Source organism: Pseudomonas sp. PSE14, from assembly GCF_029203285.1.
Taxonomy (GTDB): domain Bacteria; phylum Pseudomonadota; class Gammaproteobacteria; order Pseudomonadales; family Pseudomonadaceae; genus Pseudomonas.
Genome location: NZ_CP115669.1, coordinates 4,811,252 through 4,826,184, shown reverse-complemented (window position 1 = coordinate 4,826,184; position 14,933 = coordinate 4,811,252). Strand labels below are relative to the sequence as shown.

General features: G+C 66.3%; 16 protein-coding genes and 1 riboswitch. Of the genes, 7 read left to right on the top strand and 9 right to left on the bottom strand.

The genetic code is table 11. The features are described from left to right. Positions 1 to 665 precede the first annotated feature (665 nt). Positions 666 to 1,253, top strand: a complete 588-nt coding sequence (locus O6P39_RS22080) for a YajG family lipoprotein (protein WP_275608547.1) — start codon at positions 666 to 668, stop codon at positions 1,251 to 1,253. Between the two features lie 66 nt (positions 1,254 to 1,319). On the opposite strand, the gene O6P39_RS22075 is transcribed toward O6P39_RS22080, so the two are convergent. Next, positions 1,320 to 1,526, bottom strand: a complete 207-nt coding sequence (locus tag O6P39_RS22075; protein WP_275608546.1) for a hypothetical protein — start codon at positions 1,524 to 1,526, stop codon at positions 1,320 to 1,322. Between the two features lie 268 nt (positions 1,527 to 1,794). Here O6P39_RS22075 and O6P39_RS22070 point away from each other — a divergent pair, with 268 nt between their 5' ends. Then, positions 1,795 to 2,073 (top strand): hypothetical protein, encoded by a 279-nt coding sequence (locus tag O6P39_RS22070; RefSeq protein ID WP_275608545.1) that lies wholly within the window; start codon positions 1,795 to 1,797, stop codon positions 2,071 to 2,073. A gap of 39 nt (positions 2,074 to 2,112) precedes the next feature. Here the strand turns inward: O6P39_RS22070 and O6P39_RS22065 are convergent, their stop codons facing one another. Next, positions 2,113 to 3,270, bottom strand: a complete 1,158-nt coding sequence (locus O6P39_RS22065; protein ID WP_275608544.1) for a 1-acyl-sn-glycerol-3-phosphate acyltransferase — start codon at positions 3,268 to 3,270, stop codon at positions 2,113 to 2,115. Between the two features lie 142 nt (positions 3,271 to 3,412). On the opposite strand from O6P39_RS22065, the gene O6P39_RS22060 reads away from it, so the two are divergent. Genes O6P39_RS22060 through O6P39_RS22050 form a run of 3 tightly spaced genes read left to right on the top strand, consistent with a single transcriptional unit; the run spans position 3,413 to position 4,492 of the window. After that, positions 3,413 to 3,595 (top strand): CPXCG motif-containing cysteine-rich protein, encoded by a 183-nt coding sequence (locus O6P39_RS22060; RefSeq protein WP_275608543.1) that lies wholly within the window; start codon positions 3,413 to 3,415, stop codon positions 3,593 to 3,595. Continuing rightward, positions 3,595 to 3,861, top strand: coding sequence for a DUF2007 domain-containing protein (locus O6P39_RS22055; RefSeq protein WP_275608542.1), 267 nt, complete (start codon positions 3,595 to 3,597; stop codon positions 3,859 to 3,861). Before O6P39_RS22060 ends, O6P39_RS22055 begins: the two co-directional genes overlap by 1 nt. Positions 3,862 to 3,880: 19 nt before the next feature. After that, complete coding sequence (locus O6P39_RS22050; protein WP_275608541.1) at positions 3,881 to 4,492, top strand: SOS response-associated peptidase; 612 nt, start codon at positions 3,881 to 3,883, stop codon at positions 4,490 to 4,492. 316 nt (positions 4,493 to 4,808) lie between these two features. On the opposite strand, the gene O6P39_RS22045 is transcribed toward O6P39_RS22050, so the two are convergent. Continuing rightward, a complete protein-coding gene (locus tag O6P39_RS22045) occupies positions 4,809 to 6,941 on the bottom strand; it encodes a methyl-accepting chemotaxis protein (protein WP_275608540.1) in 2,133 nt (710 codons plus the stop codon). 189 nt (positions 6,942 to 7,130) lie between these two features. Here O6P39_RS22045 and O6P39_RS22040 point away from each other — a divergent pair, with 189 nt between their 5' ends. Continuing rightward, positions 7,131 to 7,952 (top strand): M48 family metallopeptidase, encoded by an 822-nt coding sequence (locus tag O6P39_RS22040; RefSeq protein ID WP_275608539.1) that lies wholly within the window; start codon positions 7,131 to 7,133, stop codon positions 7,950 to 7,952. Positions 7,953 to 7,986: 34 nt separating this feature from the next. Beyond that, positions 7,987 to 8,994: an NAD-dependent epimerase/dehydratase family protein gene (locus O6P39_RS22035; RefSeq protein WP_275608538.1), complete on the top strand. Its 1,008-nt coding sequence runs from the start codon at positions 7,987 to 7,989 to the stop codon at positions 8,992 to 8,994. A 123-nt stretch (positions 8,995 to 9,117) separates the two neighbouring features. Here O6P39_RS22035 and O6P39_RS22030 read toward each other — a convergent pair whose 3' ends face one another. The 6 genes from O6P39_RS22030 to O6P39_RS22005 form a co-directional block, all read right to left on the bottom strand. After that, positions 9,118 to 9,561: a ketosteroid isomerase-related protein gene (locus O6P39_RS22030; RefSeq protein WP_275608537.1), complete on the bottom strand. Its 444-nt coding sequence runs from the start codon at positions 9,559 to 9,561 to the stop codon at positions 9,118 to 9,120. Positions 9,562 to 9,668: 107 nt separating this feature from the next. Continuing rightward, entirely contained in the window at positions 9,669 to 10,250 is a 582-nt protein-coding gene (locus tag O6P39_RS22025; protein WP_275608536.1) for a TMEM165/GDT1 family protein, read from the bottom strand. 90 nt (positions 10,251 to 10,340) lie between these two features. Beyond that, positions 10,341 to 10,457, bottom strand: a riboswitch (yybP-ykoY riboswitch). A gap of 44 nt (positions 10,458 to 10,501) precedes the next feature. Next, positions 10,502 to 11,959: an amino acid permease gene (locus O6P39_RS22020; protein WP_275612008.1), complete on the bottom strand. Its 1,458-nt coding sequence runs from the start codon at positions 11,957 to 11,959 to the stop codon at positions 10,502 to 10,504. 117 nt (positions 11,960 to 12,076) lie between these two features. After that, complete coding sequence (locus O6P39_RS22015) at positions 12,077 to 13,081, bottom strand: class I SAM-dependent methyltransferase (protein ID WP_275608535.1); 1,005 nt, start codon at positions 13,079 to 13,081, stop codon at positions 12,077 to 12,079. A 52-nt stretch (positions 13,082 to 13,133) separates the two neighbouring features. Next, positions 13,134 to 13,898, bottom strand: a complete 765-nt coding sequence (locus tag O6P39_RS22010; RefSeq protein ID WP_275608534.1) for a DUF1835 domain-containing protein — start codon at positions 13,896 to 13,898, stop codon at positions 13,134 to 13,136. Next, entirely contained in the window at positions 13,895 to 14,860 is a 966-nt protein-coding gene (locus tag O6P39_RS22005; protein WP_275608533.1) for a 2-hydroxyacid dehydrogenase, read from the bottom strand. The genes O6P39_RS22010 and O6P39_RS22005 overlap by 4 nt, the downstream gene beginning before the upstream one ends. Positions 14,861 to 14,933: the final 73 nt, after the last annotated feature.

Genomic DNA, 14,933 nt, shown 5'->3' with positions numbered 1-14,933 from the left:
CACCTTCGCTCGGCAATCCACGGCGGACGATCAGGGCATCCGCAAGTGCATCGGGTGGGCGCTTATGCGCGGCTTCCGGTGCCGAAAAAGCGATTCAGTGCTGCGGGGACAGACGTTAATGGTGCTGCTACCGACGCAAAACTCTTCATTGCTCGCCACACTCTCGTGAAGTAGTGAAAAACCTTCAAATCACGCTCTTTTGGAGGCGTGAAACTCAAAGGGGATCGTCGTTGCGGGCCGGTCCGGTCTCCGTACGGAGGGGGCGGCTGCATCCTTGCCAAGCGTTCTGCGCAACGAACGTAAAGCGCGACGGCCAGTGACCGAGGCGAGTGGCGACTCTCTTTGAGGGGTGGCAGAGGCGAGACACGGTGTGTCGGCATCGTGCGGGGCCCGATCTGGAGGCGTCCTTATAATCGGGGGGCGATTATAACGGCGAAACAGAAAAAAAGCCCTGCACCTTAGACTTTTTTCCTAGGGTATACCCCTTGATTTACGTTTTGCGCCCCGCCTTGGTGCGCCTCGCCCCGGGGCAGGTCAAGACGGCATGTGGCCGCGCCCGTCGGGGAACCCCGGGACGGTGATTCGCGTCCAATGGCCAGGCGCTATCTGCCCGCGCTGACGGCCGGTATACTGCCGGCCATTGCCCAACCCATGGAGAGATGAGCATGCTGCAACGTTTGTTGCTCAGCTTTATCGCTGCTGCCAGCCTGACCCTGACCGGCTGTGCGCTCAGCCCGCAACAACTCAATCCGGACCCGGTATTCAAGGGGCCCATCACCGCCGTTGGCCAGGGCCAGCCGGTGGTGGTCAAGGTCGTCGACGGCCGTCCCAGCACTGCGCTGGGTACCCGTGGTGGCCTGTACTCCGAAACCAGCCAGCTCACCGTGCGCAGCCAGGATGTAATTCCCAAGCTGCAGCTGCAGGCCGAAACCGCCGTGCGCCTGCTGGGCTTCACGCCGTCGCCCAACGCCTACAACGCACCGCAGCTGACCCTGACCCTGGCCGAGCTGAAGTACCAGTCGCCCAAGGAAGGCATGTACGTGACCGAGGCCGACATCAGCGCGACCTTCCGTGTCGACGTGCAGACCAGTGCGCGTCACTACAGCGGCCGCTACGGCGCCGCGCTGAACCAGCGTTTCGGCATGGCGCCCAACGAGGCGACCAACAGCAAGCTGGTCGGCGATGTGCTCAGCGATGCCCTGAACCGCGTGTTCAAGGACCCGAGCATCGGCCAGACGCTGAACCAGCGCTGATCGCCGCACGGACATGAAAAAGCCCGGCCAATGCCGGGCTTTTTCATGGGCGGCTGAATACTGCGATCAGGCGGCCTGGCGGTACGGATCGACCTCGATCGAGCGCATGCGCTCGTCGGTTTCAGGCAGGTCCAGGTGCTCATGGCCGCACGCCTGGGTGTAGACCAGCCAATGGTCGTCCTGGACGTTGAAGGACAGCTCGACGACGACGGCTTCGATTTCTTCCAGGTGTTCGATCAGGTAAGCGTTTTCGTGGGGGATGATTTCGAGCATGGCGAATCTCCTTGGCGAAAGACTTTGATTGGCAGCATTCGTTAAAGCCAACAACGTGCCAGGGCGCGGGAGAGGTCTTAGACCGATTCTCGATAATTCTTACGCTCGTCGTAATTAAGCGTTACGCGCTGGCTGCGGTGACTGGCCTGCGGATAAAATGCGCGACGATTGTTTCCCATCCATGACGGGCGATGCCCGTTCATCCAGTAGACTCACCCCCGGCTTTCCTTCGTGATAACTGGTGTGCAGTCCCGAAGCGGAGGTTGTGATGTCGCTGCAGGCGCTCTGGAATCTGTTCCAGGCCCATCCTGGCCGGGTCCTCAACGATCTGGCGCTGTTCTTCACCCTGGCCGGTGCCTGGCTGCTGCTGGCCACCCGTCGCCGTGAACGCCTGGCCCTGGCTCGTCTGGCCGCTGAAAGCGAAGTGCAGCCGATGCCGCTGGACAGCTTCGAGCCGACACTGCGACTGAACCGCTTCTTCTACCGTTTCGGCTTCGCCTGCATGGCGCTGGCATTGGCGGTCAGCTGGTACAGCACGCGGCTGTGACCGGCCGGAATTGAAAAAGGCGCCCGAGGGCGCCTTTTTTCATGCCTGCTTGAGGCGGTACTGGTTCAGCACCGGGTTGGCGTACTGCAGAATCAGGTACGGACGCTGCTCGGCGGGGCATTCTGCCAGGCGACGCTCCCATTCGGTGCGGGCGCGGCGCAGCTCCTCGTCCTTGAACAGGCTGGCGGCGGTGGGCACCTGCAGCGCCGGATCGCGCAGCGCGGAAGCCTCGTAGGCCAGGTAGTGCACCGGGAACAGCCGATAGTTGCCGAGGATCTGCCGGTCCAGCTCGGCGGCCAGCTGCTTGGTGTCGCCGAACTCCCCGGTGATTTGCTCGCCGAAGTTGATGTGCACCCGGCCCTTGTAGCCGGTGATGCCCTGCACGATGCTGCGGTCGTCCTCGCCCGGCGCCTTCTGGTACTCGCCGGTGGTGGCGCGGGTGAACAGTTCGCGGGCCTTGGCGGCATCGCACGGGTCGTATTCGTAGCTGATCGACACCGGGATCAGGTGCAGTTCGCGGATCACCTCGGCGAACGGCTCGTCCTTGCGGCTCATGTGGAACATCTTGAGGATCGCCGAGTCGGTGCGGTCGTCCCCGTCCTTGGCGCGGCCTTCGGCCTGGGCGATCCAGATTGACTGGCCGTCCTTGCAGATCGAGTGGTTGATGTAGGCCGAGAGCTTCTGGTATGCCGCCAGCTTCTCGCGCCGGCCGGTGATCGAGCGGTGCACGATGAAGCTCTTGTTCAGGCGCATCAGGTCGCTGACGAAGGGCTTCTGCAGCAGGTTGTCGCCGATGGCGATGCGCGGCGTCGGCAACTTGGCGTGATAGATCGCGTAGTTGCAGAAGGCCGGGTCCATCACGATGTCGCGGTGGTTGGCGATGAACAGGTAGGCGCAGCCAGGCTTCAGTCGTTCGACGCCGGAATAGGTGACGCCATCGGTGGCGTGCTCGATGGTGCGGTCGACGTAGGGCTCGATCTTGTCCTGCAGCGCGATGACGGTGCGGATGCCGGTGACTTCACGGGCCAGGCGATGAGCTATAAGAGGTCTGAGCAGCCAGCCGAGCGGACCGGACAGACGGGGGAAGCGGTAACGCGCCAGCGCGCCGAGGAAGGCGTCATCGCTCAGCAGGCGTTGCAGGACGGCCGGGACTTCGGCGTCGTTATACGGTCGGATGGCTTCGAACTCGCCCATCATGCTCTCTGATTGAATTTTTTAGGGGTATCACGGGCCGGGCCGCGAAGTAGACAGCTCGGAGGGTTGCCAGGGGACCGCTCGGTCAGACTGGGCACCCTGAAAGACCGCGCGATTATAAACGGAAGTCACGGGGGAACCAGCGATGCTCGAAAGTCAGGCCTATACCTGCCCCTATTGTGGCGAGCTGGCGGAGGCCGTACTCGACCTGTCCGGGGGCGACCAGCGCTACTATGAAGATTGTCCGGTGTGTTGCCGGCCGATTCTGTTCCAGCTCTACACCGACGGTGTGGAGTGGTCCCTGGAAGTCCAGCGCGAGGACGACTGATGCAGCGAATCTACGAACCCGCCGACCTGATCGAGGCCGAACTGCTGGGCGGGATGCTGGCCAACGAGGGCATTTCGTCGCACCTGGGCGGACGCCACCTGCTCGGCGGCATCGGTGAGCTGCCGGGCATGGGCCTGCTGCACCTGTGGGTCGAGGATGAGCATGCCGAGCGCGCGAGGGCGTTGATCGCCGCGTACAATGCCGCGCAACCCCTGCCGGGGCTTGCCGACGACAACGACGCCGGTCCCGGCGTCCTGCTGTGCTGATTGATCGTTTCGAGAGCCCATGACCAGCCGCTATGCCCTGTTCCGCTGGAACCGCGAACTTGCCGAGAGCGCCGGTTTCCCTGCGGACCTGCAGCCGCAATGGAACCTCGCGCCCGGCGCCCGCGTGCTGGCGCTGCGCGAGGAGGGCGGCGCCCGCCATGCCGACCTTGCGCGCTGGGGCCTGACGCCTGCCTGGCTCAAGGACCTGTCGCGCACACCGGCTCATGCCCGTGCCGAAACCATCGCCGAACAGCCGATGTTTCGCGACGCCTTCGCCCTGCGCCGCTGCCTGCTGCCGGCCAACGGCTTCTACGAGTGGCGCGGCGTGCGCAAGCGGCCGCACTGGATTTCCGGCGGCGGGTTGATCTGCTTCGCGGCGGTGTGGGAGGCCTATCCGGTGGAGGGCCACATCTATTACAGCGTGGCGATGGTGACCCAGGCGGCGGGGGACATGCGCCGGCCGCTGATCCTCGATGCGGCCGAGCAGGCGCAGTGGTTGTCGAACGGGACCGATACCGCGCGGTTGCTGGAACTGCTGCAGCTGCCCCAGGCGCGGTTGCGCGAGCAGGTGCTGGCGAACTTCGTCAACGATCCCGCGTGCAATGGGCCGGAGTGCCTGACGCCGGCCTGACGCCGGTCTCTCCCTGGCCGATCTCTCCCCTGTAGGAGCGGACCTTGTCCGCGAAGTCCTCAAGCCACTCCTGTGCGGAAGGCATGAACACCTGTAGGGGCGAGCTTGCTCGCGAACAGGGACCGCGACTGCAGCGTGACCAGGTGTGTATGTCAGGAGTGAGCAGCGCGCTGCGGAAGTTGCCCGTGGGAACGGATTCCGCCGCGTTGGATTTCGCGGACAAGGTCCGCTCCTACGGAGTCAGCATGGTGCCCAGGATCCCGGTAGGACGTGCGGGGGTTACGCACGAGCGTGCGTCCCCCGCGATGCTGCCTGATTACACCTTGAACTGATTCACCAGCCGGCGCTGCTGCTCGGCCAGCTTGGTCAGCTCGGCGCTGGCCTGGGAGGCTTCGTCCGCGCCGCCAGCCACCTGGTTGGCGACCATGCCGATGTTGGTGACGTTGCGGTTGATGTCCTCGGCCACCGCGCTCTGCTCCTCTGCGGCGCTGGCGATCTGGGTGTTCATGTCGTTGATCACCGACACCGCCTGGGTGATCGACTCCAGCGCCTGGGCCGCTTCGCTGGCGTGGCGCACGCTGTCGTCGGTCTTCTCCTGGCTCTGCTGCATCACCTGCACCACTTCGCGGGTGCCGTGCTGCAATTGCTGGATCATCGACTGGATTTCCTCGGTGGCCTGCTGGGTCTTCTGCGCCAGGTTGCGCACCTCGTCGGCGACCACCGCGAAGCCGCGCCCCTGTTCGCCGGCTCGGGCCGCTTCGATGGCGGCGTTGAGCGCCAGCAGGTTGGTCTGCTCAGCGATGCCGCGGATGGCCACCAGGATCGCATTGATGTTCTCGCTGTCGCGGGCCAGGGTCTGGACCACGCCCACCGCGCGGCCGATCTCGCTGGCCAGCGCCTGGATCGCCGCCGAGCTGCTCTCGACGATGCGCTTGCCGTGGTGCGCGGCCTGGTCGGCGTGGTTGGCCGCCTCCGCTGCGTGGGTGGCGTTGCGCGCCACGTCCTGGGCGGTGGCGGTCATCTCGTGGACGGCAGTGGCGACCAGCTCGATTTCCGCCAGTTGCTTCTGCACGCCCTGGTTGGTGCGAATGGCGATGTCCGCGGTGTGCTCGGAGGAGTCGCTGACGCGCTGCACCGAGGTCACCACCTGGCCGATCATGCCCTGCAGCTTGCCGAGGAAGGTGTTGAAGCCCTTGGCGATGGAGCCCAGTTCGTCGGCGCGGTCGCTGGACAGGCGGCGGGTGAGGTCGCCTTCCCCCTGGGCGATGTCATCGAGCATGCCGACCAGCTGGCGCAGCGGGCGGGCAATGCCGTGGCCGACCAGCCAGATCACGGCCAGGCCGATGGCGGCGATGATCAGGCCCACCAGGGTCATGCCCAGGGTATCGCCGTCGCGTTGGGACTTCAGGTCGCTCTGCAGCTTGTGCAGTTCCCCCAGCACCGCCTCCTGCGGCAGCTGCACGGCCAGCGTCCAGCGCACGCCGGTGTCGGCGATGGTGAAGGGCAGGAGCAGCTCGATCTGGCCGCGCTCGGCGTCGAGCTTCGACAGCGGCTGGTCCAGCGTCAGCTTGGAGAGGTTGGCGAGGGTATCGGCGTCCAGCACGGTGGTGGCCGGTTCGCCGAGCTTGCCGGCGTCCTTGGTGTAGGCGACCAGGCGGCCGTTGCCAGAGATCAGCGCCATCTCGCCGGCACCGTTGTAGAGCTGGCCGTCGGCGTTCTTGAGCAGGGTCTGGATGAAATCCAGCGACAGGTCGACGCCTACCGATCCCTTGAACTGGCCGTTGACCAGGATCGGCGCGTTGAAGGACGACATCAGCACCATCTTGCCGCCCATTTCATAGGGCGCCGGGTCGACGATGCAGGGCTGGCGCTTCTCTTTCGGGCACAGGTAGTACTCGCCCTCGCGCACGCCGGTGGGCTGCATCTTCTGGCTTTCCAGGGTGTCGCCCATGGCCTCGACGGTCAGGCCGCCGTCCTTGCGGTACCACCAGGGCATGAAGCGGCCGTCTGCGCCGTAGCCCGGCTTGCCGGCGTGCTCGCTGTCGCTGCCGGCGAAGGCGTTGGGCTCCCAGCCGGCGAAGGCGTCGAGCAGCTTGGGGTTCTGCTCCACGGTCTGGCGCAGCAGGCCGGACATCTCGTCACGGCTGATCTTCAGCAGCGGCGCGCCGCTGGCGTCGACCTTGCCCATCAGCGCGTTGGTGTTGGCCAGGTCCTTGGCGACGGTGAGCGGGTACTCCAGCTCACGCTGGATCTGGCTGACCTGGCCGCGCGCCATGGCCACCAGGCGCTCGTTGATCACCTGTTCGAGCAAGGCCTGGGTACGCTCCTGCACCAGTGCCTGGGTCCGTGACCCTGCGAACAGCGCATACAGCACCAATGCTGCGACCACCGCCAAGACGCTGGCCCCGGCCAGCGCCACCACGGAAAACTGGATCGACTTGAATTTCATACGGGTACCCGATGTCCCAGAGCCTGCGTGTGCCTGGTTATCGGCATGACCGGTCGGTTTCATTAGGCACTGCTTGTAAGGGGTTGTAACGCCGTTGTATGCCGCCTGCTGCGGGGTAGTTGCCGGCCATCGGGACGCGGCCTACCATGCGCGCTGTCTTTGGGTGATTGCACAGTTTCAGGAGAGCATATGCCCCGTCTTTTCCGTGTCGCCGGCCTGGCCGCAGCCCTGCTGCTGACCGCTTGCCAGCAGGTGAACACCACCAGCGGGGGCGTCGTCGGCGTCAACCGCCAGCAGACCATGTTCAGCATGCTGTCCAGCTCGCAGGTCGATCAGATGTACGCCCAGTCCTACCAGCAGACCCTCGGCGAGGCGTCCAAAGCTGGCAAGCTGGACGCCAGCAGCAGCGATGCCAAGCGCGTGAAGGCCATCGCCAGCCGGTTGATTCCGCAGACCGGCGCCTTCCGTCCGGACGCCCCGTCCTGGAAGTGGGAAGTCAACGTAATCAAGAGCGACGAGCTCAACGCCAACTGCGGCCCCGGCGGCAAGATCATCGTCTACACCGGGCTGATCGATAAGCTGCAACTGACCGACGACGAACTCGCCGCGGTGATGGGCCACGAAATCGCCCACGCCCTGCGTGAGCACGGCCGTGAAGCCATGTCCCGGGCCTACGCCGAGCAGATGGGCCTGGGTATCGGCGGCGCCTTGCTGGGGCTGGGCCAGGGCAGTGTCGACCTGGCCCACCAGGTGGTCGAATACAGCATGACCCTGCCCAACAGCCGGCAGAACGAGAACGAGGCCGACCTGATCGGCCTGGAATTGGCCGCCCGCGCCGGCTATAACCCCAACGCCGCGATGACGTTGTGGCAGAAGATGGGGCAGGCAGGTGGTGGCGAAGCGCCGCCGGAAATCCTCAGCACCCACCCGGCTGACAGCACCCGGATGGCCAACCTGAAAGCCGCCATTCCGAAGGTGATGCCGCTGTACGAGCAAGCCAAGGCTCGCTGATGGCCTGCCAGGAGCGGCGCGTGATCGCGCCGCTGTGCAACGTGAACAGGGAGCGCCCGTGAAAATTGCTGTACTCGGAGCCACTGGGCTCCTGGGCCATCACGCCGCCCGTGCCATCAAGGCAGCGGGACACCAACTGGTGCTGATCCACCGGCCGTCTTCGCAGATTCAACGCCTGGCCTATCTCGAGCCGGAGTGCCGGGTGGCCGAGCTCTTCGATCACCAGGGCATGGCGCGCGCACTGAGCGGCCTGGATGGGGTGATCTTCAGCGCCGGTTACTACCCGGTGCGCCCACGGCGCTGGCAGGAGGAAGTGGCCAGTGCCTTGGACCTGACCAACCATTTCTATGCCGCCTGCCTGCAGGCCAAGGTGCCGCGCATTCTCTACGTCGGCTCCGCCTTCGCCATGCCCTTGCACCCGCAGGGGCTGCCGGGGCACGAGGGGCTGTTCTACGAGGGCCTGCCCACCGGCAAGAGCGCCTACGTCATGTGCAAGTGGGCGCTCGACGAGCAGGCCCGCGAGCAGGCGCGCGGCGGGTTGCCGGTGGTGATCGGGATTCCCGGCATGGTGCTGGGCGAGCTCGACATCGGCCCCACCACCGGACGCCTGATCACCGCCATCGGGCATGACGAGATGCTTCACTACGTGCCGGGCCGGCGCAACGTGATCGACGCCTCCGAGGCCGGACGCGGCCTGCTGCTGGCGCTGGAGCGCGGCCGGGTCGGCGAGCGTTACCTGCTCACCGGGCACAACATCGAGATGGGCGAGCTGACCGCCACCATCGCCCGCCTGCTGGGCAAGCCGGCACCCACGCCGATGCCGCTGCACCGTGCCCGAGCCCTGGCGACCCTGGGACGCTGGCGTTACCGGCTGACCGGCAAGATGCCGCTGCTGGACGACACGGCGATCGAGGTGATGGCCGGCGGGCAGTTCCTCGACGGACGCAAGGCGCGCGAAGAGCTGCGCTTCGAGGCCCAGGTGCCGCTGGAAGAGACGCTGGAACGGGCGATTGCCTGGTTCCACGCCAACGACTATCTGTGACGCCTGTATGTGTAGGAGCGAGCTTGCTCGCGAACTCGCATCGCTGCGGAGTTTGTTCGCGAGCAAGCTCGCTCCTACGAAGAGCACAAATGAAAAAGCCCGGCATTGCCGGGCTTTTTCATGTCAGGGCAGGGCCTTCTCGGCGAAGGGCCGGTTCTGCAGCCCCATCTGCGCGCGGAAGCTCTCCATGTCGAACATGGTGCACAGTTCGAGGATTTCCCCGGTGCTGCTGAACACCCAGAAGCCCATGGCCGACAGGCTGAGGATCTTCTCGCTGGCCGGGTAGCCGAAGGCGGGGCGGGAGATGCTGCCCAGCAGGGTGCTCCAGGTGAACACCTTGTTGCCTTCGCGGATGCATTCTTCCACCACCACTTCCAGGTCCGGCATGGCCGAGCGGATGCCCTCCACCAGCCGGCGGTAGCCGGCATTGTTCAGCGGCTGCGCGGTGAAGGCGCTCTTGTAGAGGAAGTCCGGGCTGTGCAACTGCTCGGCCAGCGCCAGATGACCTTTGTTCCAGACAAGGTCGATGTGCTGGCGGGCGAGCCTCTTGAGATCCTTCTCAGACATGGCGCTTCCTGTGCTTGCTGAAATACGGGGGGCAATGGCACGCCACTGTGTATCGTTTGTGAAGCACAGGCATTGGCCGGCGCGCCAGGGTCCCACCGGGCTTCAGGTCAGACCACGCCACCCAGTTGCAGCGCGTGCCAGGCGGCGGCCAGGCCGAGGATGGCGAAGGCGGCGGCGGCCAGGCGACGGATCAGGTTCAGCGGCAGGCGGTCGGCAGCGAAGTTGCCCGCCAGCACCACCGGCACGTTGGCGATCAGCATGCCCAGCGTGGTGCCCAGCACCACCAGCAGGAAATGCGGGTACTGCGCGGCCAGCATCACGGTGGCGACCTGGGTCTTGTCGCCCATCTCGGCGAGGAAGAAGGCGATCAGGGTGGTGAGGAACGGGCCGAACTTCTTCAGCGCGCCTTCTTCGTCGTCATCCAGCTTGTCGGGGATCAGCGTCCAGGCGGCGACGGCCAGGAAACAGGCGGCCAGCACCCAGCTCAGTGCAGTGGCGGAGAAGAAGCTGGCGACCCAGCTGCCGACGGCGCCGGCGGCGAAGTGGTTGGCCAGGGTGGCGGCGATGATCCCGGCGATGATCGGCCAGGGCTTGCGGAAACGGGCGGCGAGAACGAGCGCGAGCAGTTGCGTCTTGTCGCCGATTTCGGCCAGGGCAACGATCAGGGTTGGGACGAAGAGGGATTCCATCAGGCTTCCTAAGGGGCGGGTCGACTAAGCACCATGACACGCGCCACCTGCCCGCCCCGGGTCAGGTTGCTCGTGTCATAGGTCTTGTCAAACCCGGGCCTGAGCGTTGCAGGCGGGTCGCACGCGCCATGGTCTGCGGACCAAGTGTGTTGACGCGTACCGGGCGAGCTGGGCGCTCGCGGGAGACTACTCCCCTAGGACGGGGCGCATTCTGCCCAAGTCGTAGGACTTGGGCAAGCCTGCAGGTCGGATCATTCGCGGCTGGAGCGAATGTCCATGTCCTCGTAGCGGATGAAGCGGGTGCCGTTCTTGAAGCGGTAACCCAGCCAGATCGCGAGGAACAGCGGGATGGTGATGTAGGTGGCGACCAGTCCCGCCCAGTCCACTTCCTCGCCGACGAACGCCTGGTAGTTCTGCCCCAGGGTGATGATCAGGCAGAGGGTGAAGGCGAACAGCGGACCGAAGGGGAACCATTTGGCGCGGTAGGGCAGGCTGTTCAGGTCGCCGCCCTGCAGGACGAAGGCCTTGCGGAAGCGGTAGTGCGACACGGCGATGCCCAGCCAGACGATGAAGCCGCACATACCCGAAGCGTTGAGCAGCCAGGTGTAGACGGTCTTGTCGCCGATGAAGCTGGTGAGGAAGCACAGCGCGCCGATGAAGGTGGTGGCCAGCAGCGCATAGCGCGGCACGCCGCTTTCCGACACCTGGGTGAACAGGCGCGGCGCCTTGCCCTGGGTGGCCATGGTGTAGAGCATCCGGGTCGAGGCGTACATGCCGGAGTTGCCGGCCGAGAGGATCGCCGAGAGGATCACCGCGTTCATCACGCCCGCCGCGGCGGCCAGGCCCGCGCGCTCGAACAGCAGGGTGAAGGGCGAGGTGCTGATGTCGGTGCTGTCGGTCTTGAGCAGGTTCGGATCGGTGTAGGGGATCAGCATGCCGATGACGAAGATCGACAGGATGTAGAACATCAGGATTCGCCAGAACACCTGGCGGATGGCGATGGGAATGGACTTCTGCGGGTTTTCCGATTCGCCCGCGGCGACGCCGATCAGCTCGGTGCCCTGGAAGGAGAAGCCGGCGATCATCGCCACCCCGATCATCGCCTGCAGGCCGCCGACGAAGGGCGCGTCACCGGCGGTGAAGTTGCTGAAGCCGGGGCTGTCGATGCCGTGCATGATGCCGATGATGCTGGCCAGCCCGATGCCGATGAACACCACGACGGCGACCACCTTGATCAGCGCGAACCAGAACTCGCTCTCGCCGAAACCCTTCACCGAGAAGAAGTTGAGCATGAACATGATGCCCAGGAACACCACGCTCCAGTACATGCCAGGCACGTCGGGGAACCAGAACTTCATCACCAGCTGCGCGGCCACCAGTTCCGCGGCGATGGTCACCGCCCAGTTGTACCAGTAGTTCCAACCCATGGCGAAACCGAAGCCATCGTCGATGAAGCGGCTGCCATAGGTGCAGAACGAACCGGAGTCGGGGATGTACGCCGCCAACTCGCCCAGGCTGGTCATCAGGAAGAACACCATCAGGCCGATCAGTGCGTAGGCCATCAGCGCACCGCCGGGGCCGGCGGTGGCGATGGTGCTGCCGGAGGCGACGAACAGGCCGGTGCCGATGGAGCCGCCGATGGCGATCATGTTCAGGTGGCGGGGCTTGAGAGAGCGCTTGAGGTGATGCGGCTTCTCTTTCGGCCCCATGGCGAATGTCAGCTCGACATCGTCTTTGATTCTTCGATTCACAGGTGTCCTCGATAAGTCTGGGCGTGCGGCGGCGCGCCGGTCCATGGCTCGGTGCAGTGTAGTGCGAGCCTTCGATCAGCGCCGCCGGGCGCTGTAGATTCGGAAGCCGTCGGCCTCGGCCAGGGTCTGGCAGGGGCCGAGGTGCTGCTCGATCAGCGGCGGGTATTTCAGGAAGCTGTTGGCCACCAGGCGCAGCTCGCCGCCGCTCGCCAGGTGGCGGGCCGACTGGCGCAGCAGGTGTTCGGTGGCGGCGTAGCTGGTGTGCACGCCCTGGTGGAAGGGCGGATTGCTGACGATCGCGGCGAGCCCGGTGGGGGCAGCGTCGATGCCGTCGCCGGCGATCACCTCGGCGCTGAGGCCGTTGGCGGCCAGGGTCAGTCGGCTGCTTTCGACGGCGAAGGCGTCGACATCCAGCAGGGTCAGCTGGCTTTGTGGATAACGGCGCTTGAGGGTGGCGCCGATGACGCCCGCGCCGCAGCCGAAGTCCAGCACCTGGCCGCTCGGCAGGCCGTCCAGCTGTTTCAGCAGCAGGGCGCTGCCGCGATCCAGGCGGCCGTGGCTGAACACGCCGGGCAGGGTGACTACGTGCAGCGGGCCGTCGGCCAGCGGCAGTTCGTAGCGTTGCGCCAGGGCGTGCAGATCGGGCGCTGCGGGCGCGCCGTCGACGTGCGCGTGCCACAGCTGGCAGTGGCGGGCGCTGTCGAGCTTGCTGGCGTGGCCGAAGACGGCGAGCTGCTTGCTGGCGCGCTCGACGCCGGCGCGTTTCTCGCCGACCAGGTACAGCTCGCCCGCCGGCACACGGTTGGCGAGGGCGGCGAGCAGGTAATCGGTGAGTTCGCGGGACTTGGGCAGGAACAGCACGGCGGCGTCGAACGCGCCTTCGGGTGGAATTGCGCCGAAGTGGCAGCGGCCCGGATAGCGGGCTTCGAGCTGCTGGCTTTCGCCGGCGTGCCAGCTCCAGCCCCGGGCCTGCGGCAGGTCGCCGAGCAGGGCGTCGGCGGGCAGGCCGGCGAGCAGGACGCGGCCCTGGAAGCGCTCGATCTGGCGCAGCAGCACTTCACTGGTGGGGGCGTTGGACATGCGGCCTCCTCGAAAAAAGGGCGCGAGTTTAGCAGGGCTGCGTCGACCGAGCCTAGGCGAGCCGCACTTCGGCGTTCGTCCAGAAGTCCTCGCCGCGCAGCGCAAGGCGGCCCGCTGCGACCAGTTCGCGCAGGCGCCAGGCGGCTAGCAGGTCGCTGACGAACAGACCCTCGACGTAGGCCATGGTCGGCCCGATCACCGACTGCACCGGACGCCAGGAGTCGCTGGCGCTGTCCAGCAGGATGCGGTCGATGTGATCAAAGCCGGCGCTGCTCAATTGGCCGTCCAGCCACAGGCGCAGTTCGGCGTTGGCGGCCAGCACGCGTTGCCAGTCTTCGCCCAGGCACTGGCGTTCGGTGGCATCCACTTCGTGGCTGGCGGCCAGGGCATTGGCCAGTTCCTCGGGCTTGAGCATGGCGATGGCGTGGCGGTTCTCGCAGCGGCACTGGCCGCTGCCGGCGCCGACGCTACGCAGGGTGACGTGCGCCGGCAGCAGGGCGCAGACGCGGCGCAGCAGCAGTTGCTCGCTGGCGCTGTCGCCGTGCCAGAGGGTGACGATGGCGGCGTCTGGGCTGCGCAGCCAGTTCGCGTCGGTGGCCAGTTCGACGGCGATTTCCCGTTCGCGCAGGGCGTCGCCGCCTAGCTCACGCCAGAACGTGGCGCGTTGCTGGCAGGGGGGCGAGTCGACGTCGCTCAGCGGGCCGACGGCCAGATCATCCGGCATCACGCGGATTCTCTTCTCGACCAGTACGCCGGCTTCCACTGCCCGGCGCAGTGCGTGGGCGGCGCCGTCGCCGCAGACCAGGTGCAGGCTCATGGCGCCACCACCCGGCGCGGCTCGCCAGCGAAGAAGCTGGCGGCGTTCTCGCTCAATTGGCCGACGATGCGTTGCCTGGCCTCGCGGCTCCCCCAGGCGCTGTGCGGGGTGAGGATGAAGCGCGGGAGGTCGCCGGCCAGCAGCGGGTTGCCGTCCTTGGGCGGCTCCACGCTGAGCACGTCGAACGCCGCGCCGCCCAGGTGGCCACGGCGCAGGGTATCGGCCAGCGCCTGCTCGTCGACGAGACCCCCACGGGCGGTGTTGATCAGGAAGGCGTGGGGTTTCATCAGGTCCAGTTCGCGCTGGCCGATCAGGTTGCGCGTGGCGTCGGTCAGCGGGCAGTGCAGGGTGAGGGCGTCGACCTGCGGCAGCAGTTCGTCCAGGGGCAGGCGGTCAGTGCGAGGCGGGCGGCCGGGCAGGGCGCCGAGCAGCACGCGCATGCCAAAGGCGTCCGCCAGCTTCGCTACCGCGCCGCCCAGTTCACCGTGGCCGAGCAGGCCGAGGGTCTTGCCTTCCAGTTCGACGATGGGGAAATCCAGCAGGCAGAACTGCGGGGCCTGCTGCCAGCGCCCGGCGCGTACCGCCGCCTGGTAGTCGGGCAACCGGGTGGCCAGGGCGAGCAGCAGCATCAGGGTGTGCTGGGCCACCGACGGGGTGCCGTAGCCCTGGCAGTTACTGACCGTCACGCCGTGACGGCGGGCGGCGGCGAGGTCGATGTTGTTGGTGCCGGTGGCGGCGACCAGGATCAGTTTCAGCTCCGGGCAGCGCTCCAGCACGACGGCGTCGATGCGCACCTTGTTGCTGATCGCCACCTGGGCGCCTTCGAGCCGCTCGGCCACCTGCTCCGCATCGCTGCGCCCGTGCAGGACCAGCTCGCCGAACGGCGCGCGCAGCGGCGCGAGGTCGAGGTCACCGAGGTCGAGGGAGGCGTGGTCGAGGAAGACGGCGCGAGCGCTGTTCATGGGTGGCTGTACCTTTTGCGGTGATTCGGTGTGACGTAAGGTAATCAGCCTAACTGTTTTCCGAACGCTCTGC

Bases quoted from the DNA above. Each gene is read 5' to 3' on its own strand.
- O6P39_RS22080 (WP_275608547.1), top strand. From the start codon at position 666: ATGCTGCAACGTTTGTTGCTCAGCTTTATCGCTGCTGCCAGCCTGACC.
- O6P39_RS22075 (WP_275608546.1), bottom strand. From the start codon at position 1,526: ATGCTCGAAATCATCCCCCACGAAAACGCTTACCTGATCGAACACCTG.
- O6P39_RS22070 (WP_275608545.1), top strand. From the start codon at position 1,795: ATGTCGCTGCAGGCGCTCTGGAATCTGTTCCAGGCCCATCCTGGCCGG.
- O6P39_RS22065 (WP_275608544.1), bottom strand. From the start codon at position 3,270: ATGATGGGCGAGTTCGAAGCCATCCGACCGTATAACGACGCCGAAGTC.
- O6P39_RS22060 (WP_275608543.1), top strand. From the start codon at position 3,413: ATGCTCGAAAGTCAGGCCTATACCTGCCCCTATTGTGGCGAGCTGGCG.
- O6P39_RS22055 (WP_275608542.1), top strand. From the start codon at position 3,595: ATGCAGCGAATCTACGAACCCGCCGACCTGATCGAGGCCGAACTGCTG.
- O6P39_RS22050 (WP_275608541.1), top strand. From the start codon at position 3,881: ATGACCAGCCGCTATGCCCTGTTCCGCTGGAACCGCGAACTTGCCGAG.
- O6P39_RS22045 (WP_275608540.1), bottom strand. From the start codon at position 6,941: ATGAAATTCAAGTCGATCCAGTTTTCCGTGGTGGCGCTGGCCGGGGCC.
- O6P39_RS22040 (WP_275608539.1), top strand. From the start codon at position 7,131: ATGCCCCGTCTTTTCCGTGTCGCCGGCCTGGCCGCAGCCCTGCTGCTG.
- O6P39_RS22030 (WP_275608537.1), bottom strand. From the start codon at position 9,561: ATGTCTGAGAAGGATCTCAAGAGGCTCGCCCGCCAGCACATCGACCTT.
- O6P39_RS22025 (WP_275608536.1), bottom strand. From the start codon at position 10,250: ATGGAATCCCTCTTCGTCCCAACCCTGATCGTTGCCCTGGCCGAAATC.
- O6P39_RS22020 (WP_275612008.1), bottom strand. From the start codon at position 11,959: ATGGGGCCGAAAGAGAAGCCGCATCACCTCAAGCGCTCTCTCAAGCCC.
- O6P39_RS22015 (WP_275608535.1), bottom strand. From the start codon at position 13,081: ATGTCCAACGCCCCCACCAGTGAAGTGCTGCTGCGCCAGATCGAGCGC.
- O6P39_RS22010 (WP_275608534.1), bottom strand. From the start codon at position 13,898: ATGAGCCTGCACCTGGTCTGCGGCGACGGCGCCGCCCACGCACTGCGC.
- O6P39_RS22005 (WP_275608533.1), bottom strand. From the start codon at position 14,860: ATGAACAGCGCTCGCGCCGTCTTCCTCGACCACGCCTCCCTCGACCTC.